This is a genomic window from Azospirillum sp. 11R-A (assembly GCF_049472615.1).
Lineage (GTDB): Bacteria > Pseudomonadota > Alphaproteobacteria > Azospirillales > Azospirillaceae > Azospirillum > Azospirillum palustre.
Genome location: NZ_JBCEBL010000012.1, coordinates 78,577 through 103,567, shown reverse-complemented (window position 1 = coordinate 103,567; position 24,991 = coordinate 78,577). Strand labels below are relative to the sequence as shown.

The following is a 24,991-nucleotide window of genomic DNA, read 5'->3' as shown; positions in this document are numbered from 1 at the left end:
CGGCCCCCGCCCCCTATTCCTCGTCGCCGTCGCCGTCCGCACCGCCCAGGCAATCGGCGAGTTCGTCGAGCAGCCCGTACAGCGTCGCCAGCCGGTCGGCGCCGAAGGCCGCGGTGATCTCGGCGTAGCGCCGTTCGCTGTGGGGGGCGATCAGCGCGATCATGTCGCGGCCGAACGGCGTGATCGAGATCTGGGCCGCCCGCAAATCCTTGTCCTCGATCCCGCGCTGGATCAGCGCGCGCTTTTCCAGCGTGCGCAGGATGCGCGACAGGCTGGGCATGCTGATGCTGCTGACCCGCGCCAGTTCGCCGGCACGGAACTCGTCCGCCGTGGTCAGGGCGCGCAGCACCCGCCACTGCTGTTCGGTCAGGTCATGTTCGTGCAGCAGCGGACGGAAGCGCGCCATCACCGCTTCGCGCGCCTTCAGCAGCGCCATCGGCAGCGACCGGCGGAAGGCCCGCATCTCGCCAGCGGACTGCCCGGCCACCTCTATCGGTTCTGCCGCCGCGGCTTTTCTGGAAGGTCTGCCCAAGGCTCCGGCCTCATCTGGAAAGAGTCGACGCATGTCTGGAGGTTTCCCGCAGCATAGCGCGGCGGCCCTGCGCAGGGAAAGCGCTTGACAGCACCGCAGCGCGATTTATATAACATGTTAAATATTAACAAATCAAGTTCCCTGCCGGGCGCACAGCCCGCGGCAGCCCGGCCCGCCATATCCCGGCCCACCACAGCTCTGCCAATCACAGCTCCGCCCAACAAGCGCCAACCAAAACCTGGAGTGAAACGCCATGGCATCCGCTTTCGAAACGAATCTCGCAACCGCGGAACGGCTCCTGACCCGGTTCCGGGATCGTCCGCTCGGCCATTTCATCGACGGGCGGGAGGTGCCCGGCCAGTCGGAGCGGCTGTTCGACAATCTGTCCCCCATCGACGGCGGGATCATCAACCGGGTCCATGCCGGCAACGCCGCCGACGTCGATGCCGCCGCGACCGCGGCGCAGCGCGCCTTCCCCGCCTGGGCCGCCCTGCCGGGCACCGAGCGCAAGCGCATCCTGCACCGCGTCGCCGACGGCATCCTGGCGCGGGCGGAGGAGATCGCCGTGCTGGAAAGCCTGGACAGCGGCCAGCCGATCCGTTTCATGAGCAAGGCCGCCGAACGCGCGGCGGAGAATTTCCGCTTCTTCGCCGACCGGGCGCCGGACGCCGCCAACGGCCTGTCGCTGCCGGCCAGGGACCATCTGAACTTCACCGTCCGGCAGGCGCTGGGACCGGTGGCGGTCATCACGCCCTGGAACACGCCCTTCATGCTGTCGACCTGGAAGATCGCCCCGGCGCTGGCCGCCGGCTGCACGGTGGTCCACAAGCCGGCGGAGTGGAGCCCGCTGACCGCCATGCTGCTGGCCGAGATCATGGCCGACGCCGGCGTGCCGGCCGGCGTCGCCAATCTGGTCAACGGTCTGGGCGAGGAGGCCGGCAAGCTGCTGACCGAGCATCCGGCGATCAAGGCGGTGGCCTTCGTCGGTGAATCGACCACCGGCAGCCACATCATGGCCCAGGGCGCCCCGACGCTGAAGCGCGTCCATTTCGAGCTGGGCGGCAAGAACCCGGTCGTCGTGTTCGACGACGCCGATCTGGACCGGGCGCTGGACGCCGTGGTGTTCATGATCTACAGCCTGAACGGCCAGCGCTGCACCTCGTCCTCGCGCCTGCTGGTACAGAGCGGCATCCATGACGCCTTCGTCGAGCGGCTGGCGGAGCGCGTCGCCCGCATCCGCGTCGGCCACCCGCTGGATCCCGCCACCGAGGTCGGCCCGCTGGTGCACGAGCGCCATCTGAACAAGGTTCTGGGCTATTGCGCCATCGCGCGGGAGGACGGCGCGACGGTCAAGGTCGGCGGCGTCCGCGCCGGAGAGCCCGGCAGCGGCGGCAACTATGTCCGTCCGACGCTGTTCACCGGCGCGCACAACCGCATGCGCATCGCCCAGGAGGAAATCTTCGGGCCCGTCCTGACCGCGATTCCCTTCCAGGACGAGGCGGAGGCGGTCGCGGTGGCCAACGACGTCGCCTATGGGCTGGCCGGCTATGTCTGGACCCGCGACGTCAGCCGGGCCAACCGCGTGGCGCTGAAGCTCGATGCCGGCATGGTGTGGATCAATTCGGAGAACAACCGCCACCTCCCCACCCCCTTCGGCGGCATGAAGGCCAGCGGCATCGGCCGTGACGGCGGCGACTACAGCTTCGATTTCTACATGGAGACGAAGAACATCTGCGTGGCGCTCGACACGCACACGGTGCCGAAGCTCGGCGCCTGAGTCACCGCGTTCGCGCGTTGAAAGCCGGGGCGATGCGGCGGACGATCCCTCCGTCGCACCGCCCCCCGCGCGGTATCACATCTGGAACAGCGTCGTCAGCGGCATGTGGGCGCGCACGATCGGCGACTTCAGCACGACATAGCTGAAGTATTTGTCGATGCCGATGTCCATGTCGGTCAGTTTTTCCATGATCTCCTGATATTCACCGATGCCGGAGGTGACGAACTTCAGCATGTAGTCGTAGCCGCCGGACACCAGATGGCATTCCAGCAGCTGTTCGATCTTCTTGACGGCGGCCAGGAAGCGGGCGAAATCGACCTGCCGGTGGTTCTTTAGCGTCACCTCGGTGAAGACGGTCAGGGTCTGGCCCAGTTTGCTGACATTGATCTGGGCCGTGTAGCCTTCGATGTAGCCTTCCGCCTGGAGTTTCTTGACCCGCATCAGGCAGGGGCTGGGCGACAGATTCACCAGTTCGGCCAACTCGACGTTGGTGATCCGGCCGTTCTTCTGGAGCTGATGCAGAATCTTGATGTCGATGCGGTCCAGCTTCATGGGGAACCCATCCGGTTCGAGGGCGGGAGAGCGGAATAACGGCAGCAGATAATTCTGCCGGGCATGCCGGGGCAGCTTAACACGCGCAGCCCGCCTGTCGACGGCCGAGTGGCTTTCTTCCGGCAGAACAAAGCGTCGGGCATTCCTTCATCGACAGAAGATAATGCCGTTCAGTCGCCCAAAGCAGCGCCCGCCGATCCGCGCGCCATGGCTAGATGGTGTCACGCCGAAATCGGAGACCCGCGCCATGCCCGCCCCCTTGCAAACCATCCCGTCCTCCCCGAGCCTGCCCGAACGGGCGGATGCCGTCGTGATCGGCGGCGGCATCGTCGGTGTCTGGGCGGCCTATTTCCTGGCCCGGCGCGGGCTGTCGGTGGCGCTGGTGGAAAAGGGACAGGTCGGAGCGGAACAGTCCAGCCGCAACTGGGGCTGGTGCCGGCAGCAGAACCGCGACGCGCGCGAACTGCCGATGGCGACCAAAAGCCTGGATCTGTGGGAGCGTTTCGCCGCGGAAAGCGGCGAGGACACCGGCTTTTCCCGCTGCGGCCTGCTCTATCTCAGCAATGACGACGGGGAACTGGCGGGCTGGGCGCGCTGGCGCGATTTCGCCCGGACGGTCGGCGTCACCACCCACATGCTGTCGGCCGCCGAGGCCGCCGAGCGCGGCCGGGCGACCGGAAAGCCCTGGAAGGGCGGCGTCTTCTCGCCGTCGGACGGCATCGCCGATCCGGCCCGCGCGGCACCGGCGGTGGCAAAGGCGATCATGAAACTGGGCGGCACGGTGCATCAGGGCTGCGCGGCGCGCGGGCTGGAAACCGCCGGCGGACGGGTCTGCGGCGTCGTGACCGAGAAGGGAACGATCCGCACGACGCTGGCGGTTCTGGCGGGCGGAGCCTGGGCGTCCTCCTTCTGCCATCAGATGGGCGTGCGGTTCCCGCTGGCCTCGATCCGCTCGTCGATCCTGTCGGTCGGTCCCAGCCCATCCGGCCTGCCGGACGCCCTGCACACCGCCGCCGTGTCGATCACCCGGCGCGGCGACGGCGGGCACACGCTGGCCATCAGCGGACGCGGGCGCGTCGACCCGACGCTCCAGCAGATCCGCTTCGCACCGCAATTCATGCCGATGTTCGCCCGGCGCTGGCGCAGCCTGATGCCCGGCGGGACGGAGGGGATGCGCTCCGGCCACGAGACGCTGCGGCGCTGGCGGCTCGACCGCCCGACGCCGATGGAACGGGTGCGGGTGCTGGATCCCAGCCCGGACCGCGGCACCATCCGCCTCACCCATGAGCGGGCAACGGCGCTGCTGCCCGGCCTGAAGGGCGCCCCGATCACCGCCGCCTGGGCCGGCTACATCGACAGCACGCCCGACGGCGTTCCGGCCATCGGCGAGGTCGGCAGCCTGCCCGGCCTGATCCTCGCCGCCGGCTTCAGCGGCCATGGCTTCGGCATCGGCCCCGGCGCCGGGCACCTGATCGCCGACCTCATCACCGATCAGCCGCCGATTGTCGATCCCAAGCCCTATCACCCCGACCGCTTCGCCGGCTTTTCCGCCGGCAAGGTCGCCGATTTCTGACCGGCAGCAGGGCCGCCCGGCCAAAAGCCCGAGGAGCCGTCAGGCCGGAAAATTCAGGAGCGGCCCGGCTCAAGGGCGCGGGCGGCCTTGCGAATGCAGTCGCGCATCAGGGCATGGCTGCCGGACAGCGGGCGCTCCTTGCTGGTCAGGATGGCGATGGGCACCTGGATGCTCGGGCGGAAGGGCCGCTGCACGATGCCGGAAAACTGGCTCCATGGCAGAAGCCCGTCCACCACCGCCACGCCGATGCCTTCGCGCACGAAGGGCAGCGCGGTGATCGACAGGTCGATCTCCACCGCCGGGGCATAGACGCCGCCCTCTGCCTCCAGCGCTCCGGCCAGCAGCCGGCCAGGCAGCGTGTCGACGCGGTAGGAGATCAGCGTCTCCTCCGCCAGATCGGCGAAGCCCAGTTCGGCCTGCCCGGCCAGCCGGTGCCCCTCGGGCATCAGGCAGACCAGTTCGGCATGACCGACCGTTTCGACATCGAGGTCGGAATGGGGCACGTCGTTCATCGCCACCCCCAGCAGAACGTCGCCGCTGCGCAGCATGTCGCGGATATTGGCGATCGGCGCGACCAGGGACCGCACGACGATGTCGGGGTGCGCCTCGCGGAATGCCGTCAACGCCTTGGGAACGATGGACATGGAGGGCGGAGCGGAGGCGGCGAGACGGACCAGACCGGTGCGGCCGTGACGCATGTCGACGGTGCGCCGACGCAACGCCCCCAGTTCCGAGAAGATCCGCTCGGCCTCCGGATAAAGCTCGTTGGCCTCCTGGGTCGGCACCAGACGCCCGCGCACCCGGTCGAACAGCTTGAACCCCAGCTGATCTTCGGCATGCAGCAGGATCTGGCTCAAGGCCGGCTGGGAAATGTTCAGCATCCCCGCCGCCCCGGTCACCGTTCCACAGCGCATCAGCATGCAGAAGACTTCCAACTGGCGGGCTTGCATTCACGATCCTTGGGCTCTGTTGATCGGCCGACTATAGCGATCAACGAGCCCGAGGGTCGAGCGGTAAGGGCGACGTGCCATCGAGGGCGGCGAGCGTGCCGCGGATTGCGGCGATGCGGTCCTCCACGGTGGTTTGCGGCGGCCGCACCGCGACCTTGACGCCGTCATAGAGCAGGCTGCCGGCGGCTTCGAGCGTCGCCGCCACCTTGAAGCGGTCCATGACGGAATCGGGCATCTGTTCGCGGAGCGGCGGATGCACATCGCTCCAGGCCATGCCGTAAGCGCCATCGCGATCGGTCGCGCCGGAAAACATCACGCCGCGCAGCAAGCCGGCGGAGCGCAGGCGCTGCACATGCCGTTCGGGCGCCGTCGCGTCCCGCTCCTCGATTGCCGAGCGGCCCCAGTTCACCGCCATTCCTGTGGGCGTCGGCGACTTTGCCGCGGCAGCGGCCACGGCCTGGATCTCGATGCCGAGGGGAAGCAGGCCCTTCTGCCAGGGCAAGGTCGCGGTGCGGGCGTCGCAATGTTCGAGGACGACGGCGACGCCGCCCCAGTCCCACGCCAGAATCTCGCACAGCGACCGCTCCAGCGCCTCGCCACCCAGCCCGGCATCGGCCGGCGCCAACGTCGGAAACGACTGAAGCTCGACGGCGACGATGCGCTGCCCGCGCGCCAGGCAGTCCAGGGCGGCCTCGCGGGCCGATGCGACCAGTTGAACCGCCCGCTCGCGTCCATCGGGGTCGGGAGAGGCCAAGCCGACGGACGGAGCCTTGGCAGCCATCGTCGCCGCAGCCCCGATCAGGGTCAGCACATGCCCTCCCCGCCCCCCTCGATTGCCGAGCAGCTCGGCCAGAAGCGGGGCATCCTGCTCCCAGCCGGGCGCGCCCCAGGAAATCTCCAGGCCGTCGACACCGGGAAGAGAGAGAACCTCCTCCAGAAACGCCCTGCGCTCATGAGCCTCATCCGGCTGGGCGGCATAGGCGCCGACGACGCGGAGGGGCTTGTAACGATGCTCGGTGGTCATGGCTCTTGCCCCTTCTTTCTCACGGGCAGTTTTTCACCGGTGCGAGAGGCGCGATCCCGGATCGCGCCTCTCGCACCGGCCATCGCAGGGTTCAGGCGCGGCTGGCGGTCAGGCACGGCCGGCGGAAGGCCGGGCTTCGCCCCATTCGGCATCCGTCGGCGTGTTCAGGTCGCGGTCGAGGGTTTCGGGCAGCGAATAGGTGGCCAGGAACGACACCAGCATGGTGACGGCCATGTAGATCGCGACCGGAACCCAGGAATTGCCGTACCAGGCGAGCAGCGAGGCGCACAGCAGCGGGGCGATGCCGCCGCCGATGATCGACGAGAACTCCCGCCCCAGCGTCACGCCGGCATAGCGGTAGCGGCTGCCGAAGATCTCCGGGAAGAAGCTCATGTGCACGCCGGTCACGCCCTGGGCGGCGACCATGTAACCGAACACGATGATGGCGGTGATCAGGACCGGCGAGCCGGTGTTGAGGCCGGGGAAGACGAGGAACGGCGTGACGACGAGGATCCCGGTCAGCACCAGCGTCATCCGGCGGCGTCCGAAACGGTCGGACAGGCTGCCGGTCAGGAAGGCGGCGAAGGAGGCGGCGATGGCGGCGGCAAGCTGGACCGGCGGAACGAAGTGCGTGTCGACCCCCACCACATTGATCAGGTAGGAGATCATGAAGACCTGATAGGTGTAGGACTGGGTCGACACGCCCCAGTTCATCAGGATGACCTTGATGACGTTCTTCTTGCCATGCTTCGCGACGACGCGGAGCGGAGCCTGGTTCTTGACGTCCACCTTCTTCTTCAGTTCGAGGAACACCGGGCTTTCGGACAGCTTCAGCCGGATGACGAAGGCGGCGACGGTGACGACGATGCTGCTCCAGAAGATCGCGCGCCAGCCCCAGCTCATCAGCGCTTCATTGGGAAGCTGCTGTGCGCCGATCCAGGCGATGGCTCCCAATGCGGTGCCGAAGGCGGCGCCCACCATGATCAGCGACGACAGCCGGCCGCGCTGGCCGAGCGGAGCCGTTTCGGTCAGCAGCGTGGCGCCGCCCGACTGCTCGGCGCCCGCGCCGAAGCCCTGGAAGAAGCGGCAGAGCACCAGCAGCAGCGGCGCCCAGACGCCCGCCGTCTCGTAGGTCGGCAGGCAGCCGATGGCGAAGGTCGCCCCGCCCATCAGGAACAGGGTGGTGACCAGCACCCATTTGCGGCCGAACTTCTCGCCGTAATGCGAGAAGAAGAGGCCGCCGAGCGGCCGTGCGAGGAAACCGATGGCATAGGCGCCGAAGGCGGCGATGATGCCGGCCGCCGGGGAGATCGTCGGGAAGAACAGCTTGCTGAAGATGAGGGCCGACGCGGTGCCGTAGATCACGAAATCGTAGTTTTCGAGCATCGTGCCGATGAGCCCCGCCAGCGCGGCGCGGCGCACATTCTTGGCGTCAGCAGGGGCAGCGGCAGCGGCCTCTGCCTGGGCGATCCGTTCGGTTTCCGCGATGGAGCTGGATATCTGAGACATGTCCTGCTTCCTTCATCAACCGCCGCAGCGGTGGAGCAATGGGCGTGCGCGGCCTGAACCGCGCGATGAGGGGCCGCGCGATGAGGGGCGCGATCGTGAGGGTGCCGGCGATGGACAAGCCGGCCGGTGCGGCGCCAACGATTGGGCGCCGCCGGGCAAGCCCGCGACGGTGTCAGCCGGCGTTCAGCGGGGGCTGACCGGATTGCGCAGCGGCTCTCCCGCCGCCAGCCGGGCGATGTTCGCGGCGACGTCGCGCACGCGGCCCTGGAAGGTCTGGGTGGTGACGCCGGAGATGTGCGGCGTCATCAGAATGTTGTCGAGCGTGTCGAAGGGCAGCGCCGCCGGCTGGGCATGGGCGCCGCCGGTCGGGTACTGGTACCACACGTCGATGACGGCACCGCCGATGCGGCGCTCCTTCAGCGCGTCGTAAAGCGCCTCGGGATCGACCAGCGGGCCGCGGCTGACATTGACCAGCAGGGCATCGGGCTTCATCGCCGCAAGCTGCGCCTTGCCGATGAGGTGGCGCGTCTCCGGCAGCAGCGGCAGGCACAGCACGACGATGTCGCTCTCGGCGAGCAGGCGGTCGAGACCGTCGGTGCCGGCGACCCAGCTCAACCCCTCCCCGTCGGCCCTGGCGGGCCGTGAGGTGACGGCGACGCCGGAGGCGCCGAACGCCTGCATCAGCCGCCAGACCTGCGATCCGATGTGGCCGTACCCGACGATGCCGACGGTGGCACCGGCCAGCGACCCCAATTGAGAGCGCTGCGATTCGTAGACGGAGGAATCCCAGTGCCCCCGGCGCAGTTCGCGGTCCTGCTGCAAAAGCTGGCGGCGCATGACGACGCTGGTTGCCGCCACATATTCGGCAATCGAGGATTCATGGCAGAAGGTGTTGGCGCACAGCACGCCATCGGGCAGCGCCTTGCCGTCGATGCCGTCATAGCCGGCACCGCCGACATGGACCAGCCGCAGGCTGTCGGCGGCGGCTCCCATCGCGGCGGTGAAGCGCGGACCGACGAAGACGTCGGCGCCCGGCAGGTCGGCCGCGACCGCCGCCTCGTCGAAGGCGGGATGCCAGGACACGACGGTGCCGGCGGGAAGCTGCGCCTCCATCAAGGCGCGGTGGGGCAGGAAGTTGGCGTCAGCAATCACCACGCGGAGGGGGGACACGGGCGGCGCGGCGCCCCCGCCGGCCTGCGATTTCCCCTTGGGCATAGCACTCATGGTTCCCCCTCGATGGTTTTCCCGCCGGACTCCGCAGCGACGGAGCGCTGCGGCCAGCGGAATGGATTGATTGCCCGACCGGATCCGATGCCCTGTTCCGGTCCGCTCACGCTCCGGCCGGATGCTTCGTGCTTCTTATCGCGGGCGGCGGCGCAAGGCACCCCATGCCGCCCCGAATCCCGAAGGCACCTGCCGGACCGGTCGCGGAAAATTGGGCAATTGGTACACTGGTCTTCTATTCCAGTGGATAGTGCACCGGGCGAGGGCCTGTCAACTGCATAACGCTGGATGCACAAAATGTTTTGTCACCGTGCGACCGACGGTCGCAGGGCGACGCCTTGAACTCCCCGATCCTTCATGGACCAAGCCCCCGGCCCGACAAGCCCCGCCGCTTGGATGCTCACGCCGATCCCGTTGATAGCACGTCATATTTTTCCTGACACCCCCGGCACGCCGGCAATCGCCGCCGACCTATGCAGCCGACGCCGGCCGCAAACCCCAACACGCCGTGTTGACAAGTCCGTGCCGCCGGCATAAGCATCAAACCAGAAGACCAATTCGCATATTGGTCCATTTTGCCGGATACGCGCCACTGCTGCTGCCGGATGGCCCGGCAAGGCACGGGACACCTGCGGGTCGGACAATCGGACCGCATCCCACATGGGACACCACACGGACACGAGGCGCGACGGCGCGCCGTTACCTTTCAGGAGAGACCAGATGCGCGGCTGTGTTCTGCATGGACAAAAGGACCTTCGCCTCGAAACGCTCGACGAACCGGCGCTGAAGCCGGGAGAGGTCCGGGTCAGGATCGCCGCCGGCGGCATCTGCGGCTCGGACCTCCATTATTTCTTCGAAGGCCGCGTCGGCGATTTCAACGTGCGGGAGCCGATGGTCCTGGGCCACGAGATCAGCGGCGATGTCGTCGAGGTCGGCCCCGACGTCACCCGGACCAAAATCGGCGACCGCGTCGCCGTCAATCCCGGCAAGCCGTGCCGGACCTGCCCGCACTGCCTGGCCGGCCGGGAAAATCTCTGCGCCAACATGATCTTCTTCGGCAGCGCCTCGCGCTTCCCCCATGTCCAGGGCGCCTTCCGCGAAACGCTGGTGGTGCGCGATTTCCAGTGCTTCCCGGTGCCGGCCGACACAAAGCACACCAATCTGGTCTTCGCCGAACCGTTCGCCGTCGCCCTCCATGCGGTGGCGCAGGCCGGCAGCCTGCTCGGCCGGCGCGTGCTGATCACCGGCGCCGGGCCGATCGGCTGCCTGATCGCCGTCGCCGCGCGCCGGGCGGGGGCGGAACACATCACCATCACCGACCTGTCCGACAAGCCGCTGGAGATCGCCGCCCAGATTGGCGCCGATGAAACCGTCAACGTGCTAGCCGACAGTGAAACCCCCAACCGCTGGCAGGCCGACCGCGGCTGCTTCGACGTCTGCTTCGAAGCGTCGGGCAGCGCCAGGGCGGTGGAGACCTGCGTGCTCAGCACCCGCCCCGGCGGTGCCGTCGTCCAGGTCGGCATGCTGGCGCCCGGCCTCACCCCGATCCCGCTGAACCGGCTGCTCGCGAAGGAAGTGACGTTCAAGACCTCGTTCCGCTTCCACGAGGAATTCGCCTGGGCGGTGTCCGCCCTGACCACCGGCGGCGTCGACCTGTCGCCGCTGGCCACGGCGCAGTTCCCGTTCGAGGCGGCGGCCGACGCGTTCGCCGCGGCGCATGACCGCAACAGCAACATGAAGGTTCAGATCGTCTTCTGATCCGGCAGCGCCGTGCCGCGGCACGGCGCAAGCCCACCCCTCCCTTGCGAGCGCTCCATGAAAATCACGCAGCTGGAAACACTGAGGACGGACGAGTTCTCCAACGTCGTCTGGGTCCGCGTCCACACCGATGCCGGCATCGTCGGCCTCGGCGAGACCTTCTACGGCGCCGGCGCGGTCGAGGCGCACATCCATGACGTGCTGGCCGCCCGCCTGCTCGGCAAGGACCCGCTGCGCATCGAGGCCCATGCCCGCGAGCTGGTGAACCTGCCGATGGCGCAGTCCTCGACCGGCGCCGAATACCGCGCCGCATCGGCCATCGACCTCGCGCTGTGGGACATTTTCGGCAAGGTCTGCGGCCAGCCGGTGCACCAGATGCTGGGCGGCCTCTGCCACGACCGGGTGCCGGTCTACAACACCTGCGCCGGCTACGGCTATGTGCGCTCCAACAAGATCAAGCCGGTCGACACCTGGAATTTGGGATCCAGCGAGGGGCCGTACGAGGATCTGAACGGCTTCATGACCGATGCCGGCCGGCTGGCGGAAAGCCTGCTGGAACAGGGCATCACCGGCATGAAGATCTGGCCGTTCGATCCCGCCGCCATCGCCAACGACGGCCGCTTCATCACCGCCGAGCAGATGAAGCGCGCCGTCGAACCGTTCGAGAAGATCCGCAAGGCGGTGGGCGACCGCATGCAGATCATGGTCGAATTCCACTGCCTGTGGAACCTGCCGACCGTCAAGAAGATCGCCCGCGTCCTGGAGGACTACGATCCCACCTGGTACGAGGATCCGATCCGCATGAACTCGGTCAATGCGCTGACCGAGCTGGCCGCCTCGACCAGCGTGCCGATCTGTGCTTCGGAAACGCTGGGATCGCGCTTCCCCTACAAGGACATGCTGGAATCCGGCGCCATCGGCGTGGTGATGACCGATCTGGTGTGGACCGGCGGGCTGACCGAGGGCCGCAAGATCGCGGCGCTCGCCGACACCTACCATCGTCCCTACGCTCCGCACGACTGCACCGGCCCGGTCGCCTATGTCGCCGCGGTCCACTCCTCGCTGTCGAACCCGAACACGCTGATCCAGGAGTCGGTGCGGGCCTTCTACACCGGCTGGTACGCGGAACTCGTCACCGAGGTGCCCCGCATCGTCGACGGCCATGTCCTGCCGATGGAAGGGCCGGGGCTCGGCACCGAGCTGCTGCCGGCCGTCTTCGAGCGTCCCGACCTGCGCGTCCGCCGCACAAGCCTCTAACCGGAAGACTCAACCATCATGACGACCATGTTCGATCTGAGCGGGAAGACCGCCCTCGTCACCGGCTCGGCCCGCGGGCTGGGCAACGCCATCGCCGAAGGGCTGGCCGAGGCCGGTGCCGCGATCATCCTCAGCGACATCAACCCCAATTCCCTTGCCGATGCCGCCGCAAAGGCGCGCGACAAGGGCTATACCGTCCATGAATCCGCCTTCGACGTGACGGACGAGGACGCCGTGGCGAAGGCCTTCGCCCAATTCGACGAGCAGGGCATCTCCGTCGATATCCTGGTCAACAACGCCGGCATCCAGATCCGCAGCCCGCTGGTCGATTTCCCGGTGGCGGACTTCCGCAAGGTCATCGACACCAACCTGACCAGCGCCTTCCTCGTCGGGCGCGAGGCCGGCCGGCGCATGGTCGCGCGGCGGGCGGGCAAGATCATCAACATCGGCTCCCTGACCAGCGAGCAGGCCCGCGTCACCGTGGCGCCCTACGCCGCCGCCAAGGGCGGCATCCGCCTGCTGACCAAATCGATGACCGCGGAATGGGCGGAGTTCAACGTCCAGATCAACGCCATCGGTCCGGGCTACATCGTCACCGAGATGAACAAGCCGCTGATCGAGAACGAGGAGTTCGACGGCTGGGTGAAGAAGCGCACGCCCGCCCGCCGCTGGGGCAACCCGGCGGATCTGGTCGGCACTGCGGTGTTCCTTGCCTCGCCGGCGTCCGATTTCGTCAATGGACAGCTGATCTTCGTCGATGGCGGCATCATGGCCGTCTACTGATCCCCTGCCCTCCCCCTCCCGCCGGGTGGAGACGCCCGGCGGGGGGCCCGCGATTGACTCGGCCGTCAAGGATGCCTAAACAACTGGAGTGATCGTAAACCAGCGAACCAGTTCGGTGATCGGAGAGCGGCATGGATGATCCTGATTTCGACGTCTCCCGCCACTTTCAGAAGATCAAGATCCGGCGTCCGCCCGACATCATCATCGAGCAGATCAGCGACCTGATCGCTCGCCGGATCATCAAGGCCGGCCAGAAGCTGCCGGCCGAACGGGTGCTGGCGGAGCGCTTCGACGTCAGCCGCGGCACGGTCCGGGAGGCCTTGCGCCGCCTGGAGTTCTTCGGGATCGTCCGCACATCGCCGCAGAGCGGGACGGTGGTGGAGAATCTCAGCGAGCATGTGCTGATCGGCCTGATCAGCAACATCCTGAATGCCGGCGACACCAGCCCGGAGATGCTGATCGAGGTGCGCGGCGCGCTGGAGGCATTGTCCGCCCGGCTGGCGACCGAGCGCGCCCATGGCGCCCAGATCGCCGAAATCCGCAAGGCGCAGCAGCGCATGCGCGAGCAGGCCGAGGCCAACGCCTACACGCTGGAAGAGGATCTCCTGTTCCATCTCAAGGTTGCCGAAGCGACCAACAACAACCTGCTCCGCTCACTGATCGCCCTGATGGGACCGGACGTGCTCCGCTTCTCGCACCAGCACGCCACCTACAAGGACGGCCGCATGCATGCCGCGGCCAACGAGCACGATGCGATCATCGCGGCCATCGAGAGCGGCAAGCCCGACGACGCCGAAAAGCTGATGAAGCAGCATATCGACAAGTCCTACGAGCATTACCGCCGCGACGGCAACACCGACGCCACGCTGGCCGACGGCGACGCGGAGTCCGGAAAGCCGGTCCGCAAGCGGCGCCCCAAGGCCGCAGCCTTGTAAAGGCAGGCGTAAAGGCAGGCGGCCGGACCGTCTGCGCGCAGCATCGACGCCGTCAGAACAGCGGAAGCTGGACGCGGCCGCCGTCGTCCGCATGGGCTTTCGCGGCACGCAATGCGGCATCCTGGGCGCCGGCCATGGTGCGCGCGGTTCCGGAGCGGACCTGCTCGCCGGCGACGGTGACGACCCACGCCCACATCTCCGGCCCCCGCCAGATCACGGCGAGGTCGCACCCGTGAACCCGCGTCACCGCGTGCCGAATCGTCCAGTCCGTCAGTGTTGGCATGCCGGCGTCCCCATCAGTTTCGGCATGCTGTAGCACAGGGCCGGGGGAGCCAGCCAGCACCGGTCCGCAGCCCATCGCTGCCGGCCGGTATCAGCGTCGATTTTCCGTCACTCCTCCACGATGCGTTCGATCCGCCGGTCGGGCACCAGCCACAGCAGGATCACCAGGATATAGAGGGCGATGGACAGCCATTGCAGGACGAAGGCCAGCGGGATGGCCAGGGCATAGAGCCCCAGGCTGATCTTGCCCTTCAGGTCGGATCCGACCGCCCGCGCCACCACCGACTCGCGTCCGCCGCAGGCGATGATCGCGCGTTCGGTCAGGCTGTAGCCAATGGCCGCCATGCCAAGCACGACGCCGTAGGATGCCGTCGCCACCGGTGAGAAATCGCTGGCATCGAGCCAGCGGATGACGAAGGGGACCAGCGACAGCCAGAACAGCAGGAACAGGTTGGCCCACAGCACCCGCCCGTCGATGCGCGTGGTCGCTTGCAGCAGATGGTGATGGTTGTTCCAGTAGAGCCCGACATTGATGAAGGACAGCACATAGGCCAGCAGGATGGGGACGCGCTCCGCCAGGGCGGCGAGGCTGCCATCCTCCGGCACCTTCAACTCCAGCACCATGATGGTGATGGCGATCGCCACCACGCCATCGGTGAACGCTTCCAGCCGGCCGGCCTTCATGGTCCGAACTCCTGTCTTTGCAGAGGACTCCGCACCGGGGCGGCAAAGCCCCGGCACGAAATCGCCCTGGTACGAAATCGGGGGCGTCAGGCGGCATCCACCATGACGATTTCGCTGTCCTCCAGCGCCGTCACCGTCAGGGTGTCCAGATCGGCGATGGCCGCACCGTCGCGGGCATTCACCCGCACCCCGTCGATCTCGACCGCACCGCTGGCCGGGACCAGATAGGCGCGGCGGTCCTTGCCGAGCGGGTAAGTCGCCGTCTCGCCGGCCTTCAGCGTCGCCCCCAGCACACGGGCGTCGGTGCGGATCGGCAGGGCGTCGCCGTCATCGGAATAGCCCGACGCCAGGGTGACGAAATGGCCGCTGCGGTCGCCCTTGGGGAAGGGCTTGCTGCCCCAGCCCGGCTTCTCGCCGCTGCGCGTCGGCATGATCCAGATCTGGAAGATGCGGGTGGTGACATCCTCCAGATTGTATTCGGAATGTGCGATGCCGGTGCCGGCGGACATCACCTGGACGTCGCCCGCCTCGGTACGGCCCTTGTTGCCCAGATTGTCCTGGTGGGTGATGGCACCCTCGCGGACATAGGTGACGATCTCCATGTCGCGGTGCGGGTGCGTCGGGAAACCGGTGTGGGGAGCGATGGTGTCGTCGTTCCAGACGCGCAGGTTGCCCCAGTTCATCCGCTTGCGGTCATAGTAGTTGGCGAAGGAGAAGTGGTGCTTGGCATCCAGCCAGCCGTGGTTCTCGCCGCCCAGGCTCTCGAAGGGACGCAGTTCGATCATGGTCCGTCTCCTGATTTTGCGACCGATGGGTCCTTGCCGCATCGGCCGCCGTGTTTCGCTTGAGAGGACAATAGCCCTGGTCTCCTTTCAGGTTTACCCCTATAAATCGCCGCAAGATGTTCAAGAAAGTTGAACGATGAGCAGCGTCGGCACCCCCAGCTTCGACCAACTCAGCATCTTCCTTGCCGTGGTGGATGCCGGCAGCTTCGCCGGGGCGGGACGGCGGCTGAACCGGGCGATCTCCGTCGTCAGCTATGGCATCGCCAACCTCGAAGCCCAGCTCGGCCTGGCCCTGTTCGACCGCGAAGGGTCGCGCAAGCCGACGCTGACCGCCGCCGGGCGGGCGCTGCTGGCCGAAGCCCGGACGATTGCGCAAGCGATGGACGGCTTGCGCGCGAAGGTGCGGGGCCTGCACGAGGGGCTGGAGGCGGAGGTCGATCTCGCCGTCGACGTGATGCTGCCGGCCGACCGTCTGGGCCGGGTGTTGCGGGACTTCGCGCGCAGCCATCCGACGGTTTCGCTGCGCCTGCATGTCGAAACCCTGGGCGCGGTCGCCGCCCTGGTGCTCGACCGCCGGGCGGTGCTCGGGATTTCCGGCCCGGTGGCGGCCGGCATGGACGGGCTGGACCGCACGACCGCCGGATCGGTGCCGATGGTGCCGGTCGCCGCCCCCGACCATCCGCTGGGCCGCATGGCGCAGATCGCCCCCGGCGCCGGACGCGACCATGTGCAGCTGGTCCTTACCGACCGGTCGCGGGCCACCGAGGGGCAGGATTTCTCGGTGATGAGTCCGCGCACATGGCGGCTCGCCGACCTGGGCGCCAAGCATGCGCTGCTGCGCGAAGGAATCGGCTGGGGCAACATGCCGCTGCCGATGGTCTCGCCCGATCTGGTCGCCGGCACCCTGGTGCGGCTCGCCATGCCCGACCATCCGGGCGGCACCTATCGCTTCTCCGGCGTCTGGCGGCGCGACACGCCGCCCGGCCCGGCCGCCTCCTGGCTGCTCGCCCAGTTCGTGCAGTTGGGAGCCGGCGACCGTGAGGAGGACGGCTTCACCGACCTCTGACGGACGGTTCCCGAAATCAGGCCGCAACCGGTGCGGTCGAGGCCGGGTGAAGTGCGCAGAACGCGGTGCCTGCCAGCACCAGCGCGCCGACGACGACCAGGGGCAGGACCAGCCCGCTCTGCATGACCATGACGGCGCCGAGCGCGGCACCGAGGAAGATCGCCGCCACGCTGGCCATCCGGCGTCGCGCATTGGTGTTCGCCCCGCCGGCAAGGCCGGAATCGGCGGCCAGTCCGGTCAGGGTCAGGGTGAGGACCGTCGTCGTCAGGTCGGGAACCTTCATCTGCCGGACCGTGGCGTTGCGGAATCCCATGGCGAAACCGGTCAGGACGATGATCGCGTAGAGGGCGGCCGCCGGAGCCTGCGTCCCGACATCGAAACCCGCGGCGACGGCGGCGGCGATCCAGAACAGGGCCGTTTCGAACAAAGCGGCGGTCAGCAGCCAATGCCGCATCGGCCGGCCGGCGAATGTCCTGCCGAGCCGGCCGGCGATCAGGGCGCCGCTCAGGAAGGACAGCAGCGCCGCCACCGCCGGCAGAACCCGGAAGCCCGGCGTACCGACGACGGCGAAGCCGAGGAAGACGATGTTGCCGGTCATGTTGGCGGTGAAGACCTTGCCCAGGCCGAGCACGCTGACGGCATCGACGAGCCCCGTCGTCACCGACAGCAGCAGCAGGAGGATGGGCAGTGGGGAGGTGCCGGATGCGGCCGGTGCGGACATGGCTGTCGTTTCCTGCGGTTTCTTCGGGCGAAGGGTCAGTATCGGCGACGGCGGCCGGCATGGTCTTGTCGCATCGGCACGACCTTGGACCATTCTGGACCTTCCGACAGATCTGGCCACAGATCTCCAGCCGCATGGCGAACAGCCTCGACAGGATGGACGGATGGGTTAGGCTGCCGGACCTCCCGGTCGTCAACAGCCGTCATCGCGATGAACAGCAGCGCCATCCGCTTTTCGGACTCACAGCTGGAAGAGCGCCGCCCGGTCTGGGAAGCGTTGTCGACGATGTATCTGGACACGGACGTTTCGCTGTCCCGCGCATGGCGGGTGCAGGTCCTTTCGGCCTCGCCCTACAGCTTGGAGGAAATGGACGCCATCCTTAGGGACGAGATCCACCCCGTCTGCTTTTCGAACCTGCTCCAGCCTGCCGGCGAATGGGCCGGCTTCGATCCCTCCAGGCTCGAGCAGGCAATCCGAGGTCGCCGGACGCGCTGGCGCTCCAGGCTGCTGACGAGGCTCAGCCTTGCCCTGCCGGGGTGCTTCCCGACGGAGGAATGGACGGTCACGCGCCGGGAGATCGCTTGTCGGCGCAGCCAGCACGGAGTATCGCAGACGTGAGCGGCACCATGCAGCGGCGCACGGGCAAGGCCGGGCACCCGCGAAACGTCCGCATTCACCTATCACGCGCGTAGCTGAACAACCCGCCTGCCGCAAGCCGGCAGCGATGGCATCAACCTGCCGCCGGGGCCGCCCCCGTCACTCCGGCACGGAGCCTTTCACCACGACGCGCATCAGCACGCGGCGGTGCTTGCCCATCTCGTAATTGGCGGTGGCGCGGTGCAGCAGGCAGCGGTTGTCCCAGAAGACGAGGTCGCCGTGCCGCCAGCGGTGGGTGTGGACGAAGCGGTCCTGCGTCGCATGCTCCAGCAGTTCCTCCAGCAGGGTGCGCCCCTCCTCCTCCGGCATGCCTTCGATGTGGGAGCTGTACATGCCGATGTAGAGGCTCTTGCGCCCGGTCTCGGGATGGGTGCGGACCAGCGGATGGGCGATGGGCGGAGCGGCGGCGATGTCGTCCTCGGTCGGCGGGGCGCTGCCGGTGTAGCGGCGCATGAACTCCAGGCTCTGCACCGACTTCAGCCCGTCGATCCGGCGGCGCGTCGCCTCCGGCAGCGCATCGTAGGCGGCGGTCATGTCGGCGAACTGGGTGTCGCCGCCGTCGGGCGGCAGCTCCACCGCCTGCAGCATCGTCAGCAGCGACGGCTCGCGCAGGAAGGACTTGTCGGTGTGCCAGAAATAGTTGGAGCTGATGAAGGGCTTGGCCACCGGGTTGCCGGCGGCGTCCAGGTTGGTGATGGTGTGGACCGCATCCCACTTCGACCCGTCGGCCAGCCGGATCATGTGGCCCTCGATGGGGCCGAACAGTTCGGCGAAGCGGTACATGCGCTCCTTGTCCAGCGACTGGTTGCGGATCACCAGCAGGTGATGGTCGCGGAAGGCCGTCCGCACCGCATCGACCGTCGCGTCGTCGAGCGGCCGGGACAGGTCGAGCCTGTCGGTTTCCGCCCCGATGATGCCGTCGAGCGGCGTGAACAGGGGAATGGTCGCGGAAGAGGCGGCGGAAGAGGCGGCTGGCGCATGGAGGCTGGTCATCGGGACGGTTCCTCGTGCAGGTCGGTTGGTTTTCAAAGCGGTCGGCGGCAGGCCCAGAGGGCGGCGCGCGTCAGGATCTGGCGGTGGACGGGGTGTTCCAGGGACGCGCGGTCATGGCCCAGCGTGTCGGCCACCACCCGCCCCAGCCCGGCGTCGCGCGCCCACAGGGCGGGCCAGGCGCGTCCCCCTTCCGGCGCCACCAGCGCCAGCGGCCGGACATCGCCGGCCAGATCGAAATCGCCGTATGCCTCGTCGGTGACGGTGAAGGGCGACAGGCCGGCGGTCAGGGGATGGGGAAGGTCGGTGGGGACCAGGGTGACCGGACCGCGCGGCGGATGGGCGGAGCGGCCCCACACCCAGGCGCCGCCCAGCAGTTCCTTCCAGTCCGGCCAGTCGTCGAAGCAGATCAGCGCGGTGTGCAGGCCCAGCAGCCCACCCCCTCCGGCGACGAAGTGCGACAGCCTCCGCCGTCCGTCCGGCGACAGCGAAAAGGCCCAGCGCTCGCGGTGGGGGGCGTATTTCTCGCTGCCCAGCATCCGCCAGCGCAGCGCATAGACGGTGAGCAGGTCGAAGCCGCCCTGCTCCAATGCCGCCAGCCCGCCTTCGATGTCGTCGGTAACGGTCGAGACGACTCCCGCACCGGCCAGAACTCCTTCTAGCGCCGGAGCGGCGTCGGCGAAGGGGTGGCCAATGCCGCCGGTCAGGATCAGGTTGCGGACCGCCCCGCTCATCGGTCGCCCACCAGGGGCTTCACCGCCGGGGCGCGGCGGGGCAGGTGCATCTTCAGGCTGAAGGACACGCCGCCATCGACCATGAGATGCTGTCCGTGGATGTAGCGCGCCCGGTCCGAGGCCAGGAACAGCACCGCGTCGGCGACATCGTCGGCGGTGCCGAGCGACCGGGCGGGGACGGCGGCGCCGCGCACCGCGCGCACCTCCGCATCCGCATAGATCGGCGCCGACATGCCGGCGTCGATGAAGCCGGGGGCGACGGCGTTGACCCGCACGCCGCGCGGCGCCAGCGCCAGCGCCAGATGCTCGGTCAGCAGCGCGACCGCCGCCTTGGTCGCCGGATAGGCCCCGGCGTCGGGGCTGGGGGCGACGGCGTTCAGCGAGGTGATGTTGACGATGGCGCCCGACCCGCGTTCCGCCATCCGCCGCGCGACGGCGCGGGTGACGATGAAGGTGCCGGTCAGGTTCACGTCCACCACGCGGCGGAAATCGGCGACGCTGTGCTCCAGCAGGTCGCCGAAACGGACGATGCCGGCATTGTTGACCAGCAGGTCGGGGCCGTCGCCGAACGCCTCGGTCATCGCGGCGACCACCGCGTCGATCTGCGCCTCGTCGGTCACGTCGGCGGTGAAGGCCAGGGCGCCGGGAATGCGCGCGGCCTCGACCTCCAGCCCGGCGGCATCGAGGTCGAGCAGCGCCACGCGGTATCCGTCGCCGGCCAGACGGCGCGCGATGGCCGCGCCCAGCCCGCCGCCGGCTCCGGTCACCAGAGCGGTCTTGGTCATGCGATCCTCCCGGAAAAACGGGTTTCGAAGGTTGACGGGTCACTCATTACGGGCGCTCTGCACGATGCCGCCGAGCACCGGCGCGACCTTGCCCTTCAGTGCCATATCCATCGCTGTGGTCTTCCTTGTTCCGGATGCGGCGGCCCGTCAGCCGCGCGGGCGCCTGCTGACGACGGTTCCGGCCTCGGGCTGGAAATAGCTGCGCTCTGGCTTGTAGGTTCCGCTCGCCACGGTGATGCCCCAGCTTCCCGGCGCCAGTGCCATGAAGCCGTGGATGTCGGCGGGCGGGGCGATCACCACGCTGTCGCCCGGCTCCAGCACGCGGTCCTCGACCATTGTCAGGTCGGCCTTGCCGGGAACCGAGCCGTCGTCGCGCCGCTCATAGACGGTGTGCTTCACCCGCCCCCGGTAGATCGCCATGCTTTCCCAGTTGCCATGGTCGTGGACGGCGATGGGCTGGCCGTCGGGCAGCTCGAACAGCAGGATCGACAGGTCGCCGTCATAGTAGAGGTACTGGGAATTGGCGACGTGGTTGCCGATGCGCGGCACGCCGGCCGTGCACAGGTCGGGCCGGGCGGCGAGTGCTGCCAGCGGTTCGCGCAGCGCCTCCGTCAGGCGGGCGGTGTCGTGTCCGTGCGTCTCGATCGCCCGGATGACCGCCTGGGCGCAGGCGCGGATGGCGGTGCCGGTCTCGGGGCTGGCGGCCATGATGGTTCCTCCTGGGTGGGCGGTGGTCAGAGCGCCGCCAGCAGGCGGCGGGTGGCGGCGACGGCGCGCACCACGCGGGCCGGCGCGTCCATCGTCCGCGCCAGGGTGGCGGTGGGGATTTCGAGGGCGAGCGGCAGGCCGGGCGGAAGCGCGCGCAGCAGCCCGGTCAGGTCGATGCCGCCGTCGCCGGGAAACAGCCGCTCCTTCACCGCGGTGTGCAGCAGGGACTCGCGGTCGGTCCCATGATCGCGCGGGGCGTCGCAGAGATGCATGTAGGCGAACAGGCCGGGCGGGATCGCCGCCACCTCGGCCGGCGTGCCGCCGGAACGGTCGTAATGCAGCGCGTCGAGCGCGATGCCGATGTTCGGACGCTCCACCCGGCCGATCAGCCGGGCGGCGGCGGCGGCGCTCGGCACGCTCATCCAGGGCACGAACTCGAACTGCACGCTCAGGCCGAAGCCGGCGGCATCGTCGCACAGCCGCCCCAGCCTTGCCGCCAGCCGCCCCTCGTCGGGGTCGTCGCCGGTCGCCAGAACATGGCGGGCGCCCAGCTCGGCCGCGGCCTCCAGGAAGGGGCGGAAAGCGTCGAGGTCGGTGTGGGGCAGGACGCGGGCGGTGTTGGCGTCGAGCGCCGTGACGCCGCGGTCGGCCATGCACCGCTTCATCTCGCGCCTGAGTGCGGGGTCGGCCAGCAGCGGCATCGGATCGCCGTCGGGCTGGCCGCCCAGCAGGCGCAGGCCGACATGGGCGCAGCCCTGGTCCGCCGCCACCGTCACCATGTCGGGCGGCGACAGCTCCGGCACCGTGTAGTAGGAGAGCGACAGCGGGTTCACGCGGCACCTCCCGCCGCCTGGAGGGCGGAGGGAGCCGGACGGACGCCGCCATACTGCGCCCAGGTTCCGGCGACGTGCCATCCGGCATCCACCACCAGATTGACGCCGGTGATCGCCGACGCCCGGTCGGAGGCCAGGAATTCGATGCTCTCCGCCACCTCGCGCGGCTGCACGATGCGGCCGAGCGCGGTGAATTCGGCCGGATCGGCGGCGTAGCGGCCCGACCGGATCCGCTCGACCACCCGCGGCACCAGCGTCGAGCCGGGCGAAACGCAGTTGACCCGGACCCCGGCGCGTCCCCATTCCCCGGCGAGGTTCAGCGTCAGGCTGACCACCCCCGCCTTGCTCGACGCATAGGCATGGACCGGCACCGAACCGATGGCGGCAATCGACGCGATGTTGACGATGCTGCCCCGCCCCTGCCGCGCCATGCGGGTGCCGAAGGCGCGGTTGGCGTAATAGGTGCCGGTCAGGTTGACGTGGATTGTGCGCTCCCACACCTCCAGCGGCAGCTCGGCCGGCGGCAGCACCGGCTGGAAGACGGCGGCGGCGACCACCAGCGCGCCGACCGGACCATGCGCCGCCTCGATGGCGGCAGCCGCCCGCTCCACCGCGCCGGCATCGGCGATTTCGAGCGCCAGCGCGGCGCCGCCGAGATCGCCGGCCACCCGTTCCGCGGCATCCGGGTCGAGGTCGGCGACCGCCAACCGCCAGCCGCGCGCCACCATCAGCCGGGCGGTCTCCTCGCCGATGCCGTTGCCGCCGCCGATGACGACGGCCAGCGCACCGTCCGTGGCCGGGGTCTGCTGCGTCATGGCGGGGTCCTCCGTCACTTGCGCAGGTCGGCGGCGAGGAAGGAGCTGTCCAGCACCTTCGACCAGTCGACCGGGCCGGACCATTCGCCCATGCGCTCCATGCCCTTGACCCAGATGTTCAGGGCGTCCATGTCGAAATCGCCCTGGCTCCAGTACTTGATCGCCGCCATGCGCTTCATCGAGGCGGTGGCGACATCGACCGGCAGCGTGTCGCCATAGCGCCTGGCGACCATCTTCGCGGCCTCTTCGGGGTTCTCGTAGATGAAGTTCACCGCGGAGCGCCAGGCGGCGAGCAGCCCGCGCAGCTGGTCCGGGCTCTTGCGCATGAAGTCGCCGGTGGCGACGCCGACGGTCGGCGTCATCGACGGCAGGTTCTCCAGCGAGAAGGCGACCTTGTAGCGGTCCTTGCGGGCGCTGTAGAGCGGCTCCAGGATCAGCGCCGCATCCACCCCGCCCTGCTCCAGCGCCGACAGGCCCGAGCCGACCGATCCCAGCGCCACCATGTCGGCCTTGCCGGGATAGCCGGCCGCCTCGAAGGCCATGACGACCATCAGCTCGCTCGACGATTTCGGCGCGGTGATGCCGACCTTGCGGCCGACCAGATCCTTGACCGACGACACGCCGCTGTCCGGCCGCGTCACCCACAGCAGGTCGTCCACCCGGCGGATCGCGGTGTGGACGATGCGGATGTCCATGCCCTGCCTGATGCCGGCCAGCGCGGTGGAGGTGCTGACGATGCCGTAGCCGAGCCCGCCGCCCACCATGTTGCGGATGCCGGTGCCGCCGCCGACCGAACTCATCACGTCGGTGACGTCGACGCCGTTCTTCTTGTAGTCGCCACGCTCCAGCGCCACCGCGATGGGGGCGGTGTTCAGCAGGGCGCCATAGTGGGACGCCATGATCTCCAGCGCATGGGCCTGCGGCGCCGAGGCCAGCAGGCCGCCGATCAGCGGCACCGCCGCCAGCGCGCGGGTCAGGAAACGGGTGATGGTCATGGCGTCCCTCCGTTGTAAGTTTTGTCTTTTCTCAGCAGGCGGCGGGCGTTGCCGGCCAGGGCGGGCGACACGGCGCCGTGATGCCCGTCCTCCGGCTGGTCCCAGCCGGCGAAATTGGTGCCGAAGACCAGCCGGTCCGGCCCCACCACCTGCGTCAGCAGCGCCAGCGCCCGGTCGTCGTTCAGGTGCGTGTCGAACCACAGGCGCGACAGCATCTCCTCGAAGGCGCCGTCCTTCTTCATCGACTGGCTGGCCCACGGGCGCTTCATGCCGGCCTGCGCCAGCCGCCCGGCGGTGAAGGCGGCGGCCCCGCCGCCATGGCTGATCCAGACGTCCAGCCGGGGGTGGCGCTCCAGCACGCCGCCGAAGATCAGGGTGGCGACGGCGATGGTCTCCTGCGCGGCGAAGCCGATGATGACGTCGAGGTCGAAACGCTTCAGCGCCGGGTCGCCGGGCGGCCCGTCGATGCCGGCTGGGGCCGGATGCAGGAACAGCGGCACGTCCAGCCGGACGAACGCCTCGTAGAGCCTGTCGAACTCCGGGCTGTGAAGCGGCTCGCCCGCGAATTCGGTGCCGGTCGCCGCCCCCCACAGTCCCAGCTCGCCGACGGAGCGCTCCAGCTCCTCCGTCGCGGCGCGCGGATCCTGCATCGGCAGGGCGGCCAGCCCGCCCAACCGGTCGGGATAGCGCGCGACCAGCTCGGCCAGCGCGTCGTTGTGCCGGCGGCAGAAGGAGACGGCGGAGGGCACGTCGATGTGGTGGAAGTAATTCAGCGGACTGGCCGACAGCACCTGGAAATCGATGCCGGACCGGTCCATGCGGCGCAGCCGCAGCTCCGGGTCGGTGAAGGGGCTGTTCAGGTGGCGGACGCCGCTCAGCCGGTAGTTGCCGACGCGATACCAGGGCTGGCCGTTCTCGTCGACGCCATGCTCCGGCCCGTGGATGCCGGCGGCGCCGTTGGTCGCCTCCAGGCGGACATGGGCATGGACGTCGATCAGCGTCGCGGTTTCGATGGGCATGGGAAGGTCCTTTCCGCCGGGCGGGCCGGCGGCCGGGAAGGAA

At 68.8% G+C, this 24,991-nt stretch carries 26 protein-coding genes; 8 read left to right on the top strand and 18 right to left on the bottom strand.

All coding sequences use genetic code 11. The features are described from left to right. Positions 1-13: 13 nt before the first annotated feature. Positions 14-487 (bottom strand): homoprotocatechuate degradation operon regulator HpaR, encoded by a 474-nt coding sequence (gene hpaR / locus VH569_RS17710; protein ID WP_423316598.1) that lies wholly within the window; start codon positions 485-487, stop codon positions 14-16. 298 nt (positions 488-785) lie between these two features. Here hpaR and hpaE point away from each other — a divergent pair, with 298 nt between their 5' ends. Then, positions 786-2,309: a 5-carboxymethyl-2-hydroxymuconate semialdehyde dehydrogenase gene (gene hpaE / locus VH569_RS17705; RefSeq protein ID WP_423316596.1), complete on the top strand. Its 1,524-nt coding sequence runs from the start codon at positions 786-788 to the stop codon at positions 2,307-2,309. 75 nt (positions 2,310-2,384) lie between these two features. Here hpaE and VH569_RS17700 read toward each other — a convergent pair whose 3' ends face one another. Continuing rightward, on the bottom strand, positions 2,385-2,861 hold the full coding sequence (locus VH569_RS17700; protein WP_098734844.1) for an Lrp/AsnC family transcriptional regulator: 477 nt from the start codon (positions 2,859-2,861) through the stop codon (positions 2,385-2,387). A gap of 247 nt (positions 2,862-3,108) precedes the next feature. Between VH569_RS17700 and VH569_RS17695 the strand changes: the two genes are divergently transcribed. Next, positions 3,109-4,434: an NAD(P)/FAD-dependent oxidoreductase gene (locus VH569_RS17695; RefSeq protein ID WP_423316593.1), complete on the top strand. Its 1,326-nt coding sequence runs from the start codon at positions 3,109-3,111 to the stop codon at positions 4,432-4,434. Between the two features lie 53 nt (positions 4,435-4,487). Here VH569_RS17695 and VH569_RS17690 read toward each other — a convergent pair whose 3' ends face one another. The 4 genes from VH569_RS17690 to VH569_RS17675 all read right to left on the bottom strand — a co-directional run bounded on the left by VH569_RS17690 (position 4,488) and on the right by VH569_RS17675 (position 9,141). Further along, entirely contained in the window at positions 4,488-5,384 is an 897-nt protein-coding gene (locus VH569_RS17690) for a LysR substrate-binding domain-containing protein (RefSeq protein WP_423316591.1), read from the bottom strand. A gap of 40 nt (positions 5,385-5,424) precedes the next feature. Continuing rightward, positions 5,425-6,408, bottom strand: coding sequence for a DUF4862 family protein (locus VH569_RS17685; RefSeq protein ID WP_423316589.1), 984 nt, complete (start codon positions 6,406-6,408; stop codon positions 5,425-5,427). 108 nt (positions 6,409-6,516) lie between these two features. Beyond that, the gene (locus VH569_RS17680; protein WP_423316587.1) at positions 6,517-7,917 is read right to left on the bottom strand and encodes an MFS transporter; all 1,401 of its coding nucleotides are present in this window, start codon (positions 7,915-7,917) and stop codon (positions 6,517-6,519) included. 183 nt (positions 7,918-8,100) lie between these two features. Further along, complete coding sequence (locus VH569_RS17675) at positions 8,101-9,141, bottom strand: 2-hydroxyacid dehydrogenase (protein ID WP_423316585.1); 1,041 nt, start codon at positions 9,139-9,141, stop codon at positions 8,101-8,103. A 720-nt stretch (positions 9,142-9,861) separates the two neighbouring features. Here VH569_RS17675 and VH569_RS17670 point away from each other — a divergent pair. From VH569_RS17670 to VH569_RS17655, 4 genes are all read left to right on the top strand, one after another. Then, positions 9,862-10,899 (top strand): L-idonate 5-dehydrogenase, encoded by a 1,038-nt coding sequence (locus VH569_RS17670; RefSeq protein WP_423316583.1) that lies wholly within the window; start codon positions 9,862-9,864, stop codon positions 10,897-10,899. A 57-nt stretch (positions 10,900-10,956) separates the two neighbouring features. Then, entirely contained in the window at positions 10,957-12,156 is a 1,200-nt protein-coding gene (locus tag VH569_RS17665; RefSeq protein ID WP_098734838.1) for a mandelate racemase/muconate lactonizing enzyme family protein, read from the top strand. Positions 12,157-12,174: 18 nt separating this feature from the next. Beyond that, positions 12,175-12,939: an SDR family oxidoreductase gene (locus tag VH569_RS17660; protein WP_423316581.1), complete on the top strand. Its 765-nt coding sequence runs from the start codon at positions 12,175-12,177 to the stop codon at positions 12,937-12,939. 131 nt (positions 12,940-13,070) lie between these two features. Then, a complete protein-coding gene (locus tag VH569_RS17655; RefSeq protein ID WP_423316579.1) occupies positions 13,071-13,874 on the top strand; it encodes a FadR/GntR family transcriptional regulator in 804 nt (267 codons plus the stop codon). A 52-nt stretch (positions 13,875-13,926) separates the two neighbouring features. Here VH569_RS17655 and VH569_RS17650 read toward each other — a convergent pair whose 3' ends face one another. The 3 genes from VH569_RS17650 to VH569_RS17640 form a co-directional block, all read right to left on the bottom strand. Continuing rightward, complete coding sequence (locus tag VH569_RS17650) at positions 13,927-14,157, bottom strand: hypothetical protein (RefSeq protein ID WP_098735113.1); 231 nt, start codon at positions 14,155-14,157, stop codon at positions 13,927-13,929. Positions 14,158-14,264: 107 nt separating this feature from the next. Continuing rightward, the gene (locus VH569_RS17645; RefSeq protein WP_377811321.1) at positions 14,265-14,840 is read right to left on the bottom strand and encodes a TMEM175 family protein; all 576 of its coding nucleotides are present in this window, start codon (positions 14,838-14,840) and stop codon (positions 14,265-14,267) included. An 86-nt stretch (positions 14,841-14,926) separates the two neighbouring features. Continuing rightward, positions 14,927-15,625, bottom strand: a complete 699-nt coding sequence (locus VH569_RS17640; protein ID WP_423316577.1) for a pirin family protein — start codon at positions 15,623-15,625, stop codon at positions 14,927-14,929. Between the two features lie 136 nt (positions 15,626-15,761). On the opposite strand from VH569_RS17640, the gene VH569_RS17635 reads away from it, so the two are divergent. Next, positions 15,762-16,691: a LysR family transcriptional regulator gene (locus tag VH569_RS17635; RefSeq protein ID WP_423316575.1), complete on the top strand. Its 930-nt coding sequence runs from the start codon at positions 15,762-15,764 to the stop codon at positions 16,689-16,691. Positions 16,692-16,707: 16 nt separating this feature from the next. On the opposite strand, the gene VH569_RS17630 is transcribed toward VH569_RS17635, so the two are convergent. Then, positions 16,708-17,412, bottom strand: coding sequence for a YoaK family protein (locus VH569_RS17630; protein WP_423316573.1), 705 nt, complete (start codon positions 17,410-17,412; stop codon positions 16,708-16,710). A gap of 210 nt (positions 17,413-17,622) precedes the next feature. Here VH569_RS17630 and VH569_RS17625 point away from each other — a divergent pair, with 210 nt between their 5' ends. Continuing rightward, positions 17,623-18,030: a DUF7079 family protein gene (locus tag VH569_RS17625; RefSeq protein ID WP_423316572.1), complete on the top strand. Its 408-nt coding sequence runs from the start codon at positions 17,623-17,625 to the stop codon at positions 18,028-18,030. Positions 18,031-18,168: 138 nt separating this feature from the next. On the opposite strand, the gene VH569_RS17620 is transcribed toward VH569_RS17625, so the two are convergent. From VH569_RS17620 to VH569_RS17585, 8 genes are all read right to left on the bottom strand, one after another. Then, positions 18,169-19,062 (bottom strand): TauD/TfdA dioxygenase family protein, encoded by an 894-nt coding sequence (locus VH569_RS17620; protein ID WP_423316570.1) that lies wholly within the window; start codon positions 19,060-19,062, stop codon positions 18,169-18,171. A gap of 32 nt (positions 19,063-19,094) precedes the next feature. After that, a complete protein-coding gene (locus tag VH569_RS17615; protein ID WP_423316568.1) occupies positions 19,095-19,793 on the bottom strand; it encodes a ThuA domain-containing protein in 699 nt (232 codons plus the stop codon). Continuing rightward, positions 19,790-20,578 carry an SDR family NAD(P)-dependent oxidoreductase gene (locus VH569_RS17610; RefSeq protein ID WP_423316566.1) on the bottom strand — a complete coding sequence of 263 codons (789 nt, stop codon included), beginning with the start codon at positions 20,576-20,578 and terminating at the stop codon, positions 19,790-19,792. Before VH569_RS17610 ends, VH569_RS17615 begins: the two co-directional genes overlap by 4 nt. A gap of 147 nt (positions 20,579-20,725) precedes the next feature. Then, on the bottom strand, positions 20,726-21,286 hold the full coding sequence (locus VH569_RS17605) for a hypothetical protein (protein ID WP_376966711.1): 561 nt from the start codon (positions 21,284-21,286) through the stop codon (positions 20,726-20,728). 26 nt (positions 21,287-21,312) lie between these two features. Continuing rightward, positions 21,313-22,119 (bottom strand): sugar phosphate isomerase/epimerase family protein, encoded by an 807-nt coding sequence (locus tag VH569_RS17600; protein WP_423316564.1) that lies wholly within the window; start codon positions 22,117-22,119, stop codon positions 21,313-21,315. Continuing rightward, the gene (locus VH569_RS17595) at positions 22,116-22,934 is read right to left on the bottom strand and encodes an SDR family NAD(P)-dependent oxidoreductase (RefSeq protein WP_423316562.1); all 819 of its coding nucleotides are present in this window, start codon (positions 22,932-22,934) and stop codon (positions 22,116-22,118) included. Before VH569_RS17595 ends, VH569_RS17600 begins: the two co-directional genes overlap by 4 nt. 14 nt (positions 22,935-22,948) lie before the next feature. Then, positions 22,949-23,929, bottom strand: coding sequence for an ABC transporter substrate-binding protein (locus tag VH569_RS17590; protein WP_423316560.1), 981 nt, complete (start codon positions 23,927-23,929; stop codon positions 22,949-22,951). Further along, positions 23,926-24,948, bottom strand: coding sequence for an amidohydrolase family protein (locus VH569_RS17585; protein WP_423316558.1), 1,023 nt, complete (start codon positions 24,946-24,948; stop codon positions 23,926-23,928). The genes VH569_RS17590 and VH569_RS17585 overlap by 4 nt, the downstream gene beginning before the upstream one ends. Positions 24,949-24,991 lie beyond the last annotated feature (43 nt).

Bases quoted from the DNA above. Each gene is read 5' to 3' on its own strand.
- hpaE (WP_423316596.1), top strand. From the start codon at position 786: ATGGCATCCGCTTTCGAAACGAATCTCGCAACCGCGGAACGGCTCCTG.
- VH569_RS17700 (WP_098734844.1), bottom strand. From the start codon at position 2,861: ATGAAGCTGGACCGCATCGACATCAAGATTCTGCATCAGCTCCAGAAG.
- VH569_RS17695 (WP_423316593.1), top strand. From the start codon at position 3,109: ATGCCCGCCCCCTTGCAAACCATCCCGTCCTCCCCGAGCCTGCCCGAA.
- VH569_RS17690 (WP_423316591.1), bottom strand. From the start codon at position 5,384: ATGCAAGCCCGCCAGTTGGAAGTCTTCTGCATGCTGATGCGCTGTGGA.
- VH569_RS17685 (WP_423316589.1), bottom strand. From the start codon at position 6,408: ATGACCACCGAGCATCGTTACAAGCCCCTCCGCGTCGTCGGCGCCTAT.
- VH569_RS17680 (WP_423316587.1), bottom strand. From the start codon at position 7,917: ATGTCTCAGATATCCAGCTCCATCGCGGAAACCGAACGGATCGCCCAG.
- VH569_RS17675 (WP_423316585.1), bottom strand. From the start codon at position 9,141: ATGAGTGCTATGCCCAAGGGGAAATCGCAGGCCGGCGGGGGCGCCGCG.
- VH569_RS17670 (WP_423316583.1), top strand. From the start codon at position 9,862: ATGCGCGGCTGTGTTCTGCATGGACAAAAGGACCTTCGCCTCGAAACG.
- VH569_RS17665 (WP_098734838.1), top strand. From the start codon at position 10,957: ATGAAAATCACGCAGCTGGAAACACTGAGGACGGACGAGTTCTCCAAC.
- VH569_RS17660 (WP_423316581.1), top strand. From the start codon at position 12,175: ATGACGACCATGTTCGATCTGAGCGGGAAGACCGCCCTCGTCACCGGC.
- VH569_RS17655 (WP_423316579.1), top strand. From the start codon at position 13,071: ATGGATGATCCTGATTTCGACGTCTCCCGCCACTTTCAGAAGATCAAG.
- VH569_RS17650 (WP_098735113.1), bottom strand. From the start codon at position 14,157: ATGCCAACACTGACGGACTGGACGATTCGGCACGCGGTGACGCGGGTT.
- VH569_RS17645 (WP_377811321.1), bottom strand. From the start codon at position 14,840: ATGAAGGCCGGCCGGCTGGAAGCGTTCACCGATGGCGTGGTGGCGATC.
- VH569_RS17640 (WP_423316577.1), bottom strand. From the start codon at position 15,625: ATGATCGAACTGCGTCCCTTCGAGAGCCTGGGCGGCGAGAACCACGGC.
- VH569_RS17635 (WP_423316575.1), top strand. From the start codon at position 15,762: ATGAGCAGCGTCGGCACCCCCAGCTTCGACCAACTCAGCATCTTCCTT.
- VH569_RS17630 (WP_423316573.1), bottom strand. From the start codon at position 17,412: ATGTCCGCACCGGCCGCATCCGGCACCTCCCCACTGCCCATCCTCCTG.
- VH569_RS17625 (WP_423316572.1), top strand. From the start codon at position 17,623: ATGAACAGCAGCGCCATCCGCTTTTCGGACTCACAGCTGGAAGAGCGC.
- VH569_RS17620 (WP_423316570.1), bottom strand. From the start codon at position 19,062: ATGACCAGCCTCCATGCGCCAGCCGCCTCTTCCGCCGCCTCTTCCGCG.
- VH569_RS17615 (WP_423316568.1), bottom strand. From the start codon at position 19,793: ATGAGCGGGGCGGTCCGCAACCTGATCCTGACCGGCGGCATTGGCCAC.
- VH569_RS17610 (WP_423316566.1), bottom strand. From the start codon at position 20,578: ATGACCAAGACCGCTCTGGTGACCGGAGCCGGCGGCGGGCTGGGCGCG.
- VH569_RS17605 (WP_376966711.1), bottom strand. From the start codon at position 21,286: ATGGCCGCCAGCCCCGAGACCGGCACCGCCATCCGCGCCTGCGCCCAG.
- VH569_RS17595 (WP_423316562.1), bottom strand. From the start codon at position 22,934: ATGACGCAGCAGACCCCGGCCACGGACGGTGCGCTGGCCGTCGTCATC.
- VH569_RS17590 (WP_423316560.1), bottom strand. From the start codon at position 23,929: ATGACCATCACCCGTTTCCTGACCCGCGCGCTGGCGGCGGTGCCGCTG.
- VH569_RS17585 (WP_423316558.1), bottom strand. From the start codon at position 24,948: ATGCCCATCGAAACCGCGACGCTGATCGACGTCCATGCCCATGTCCGC.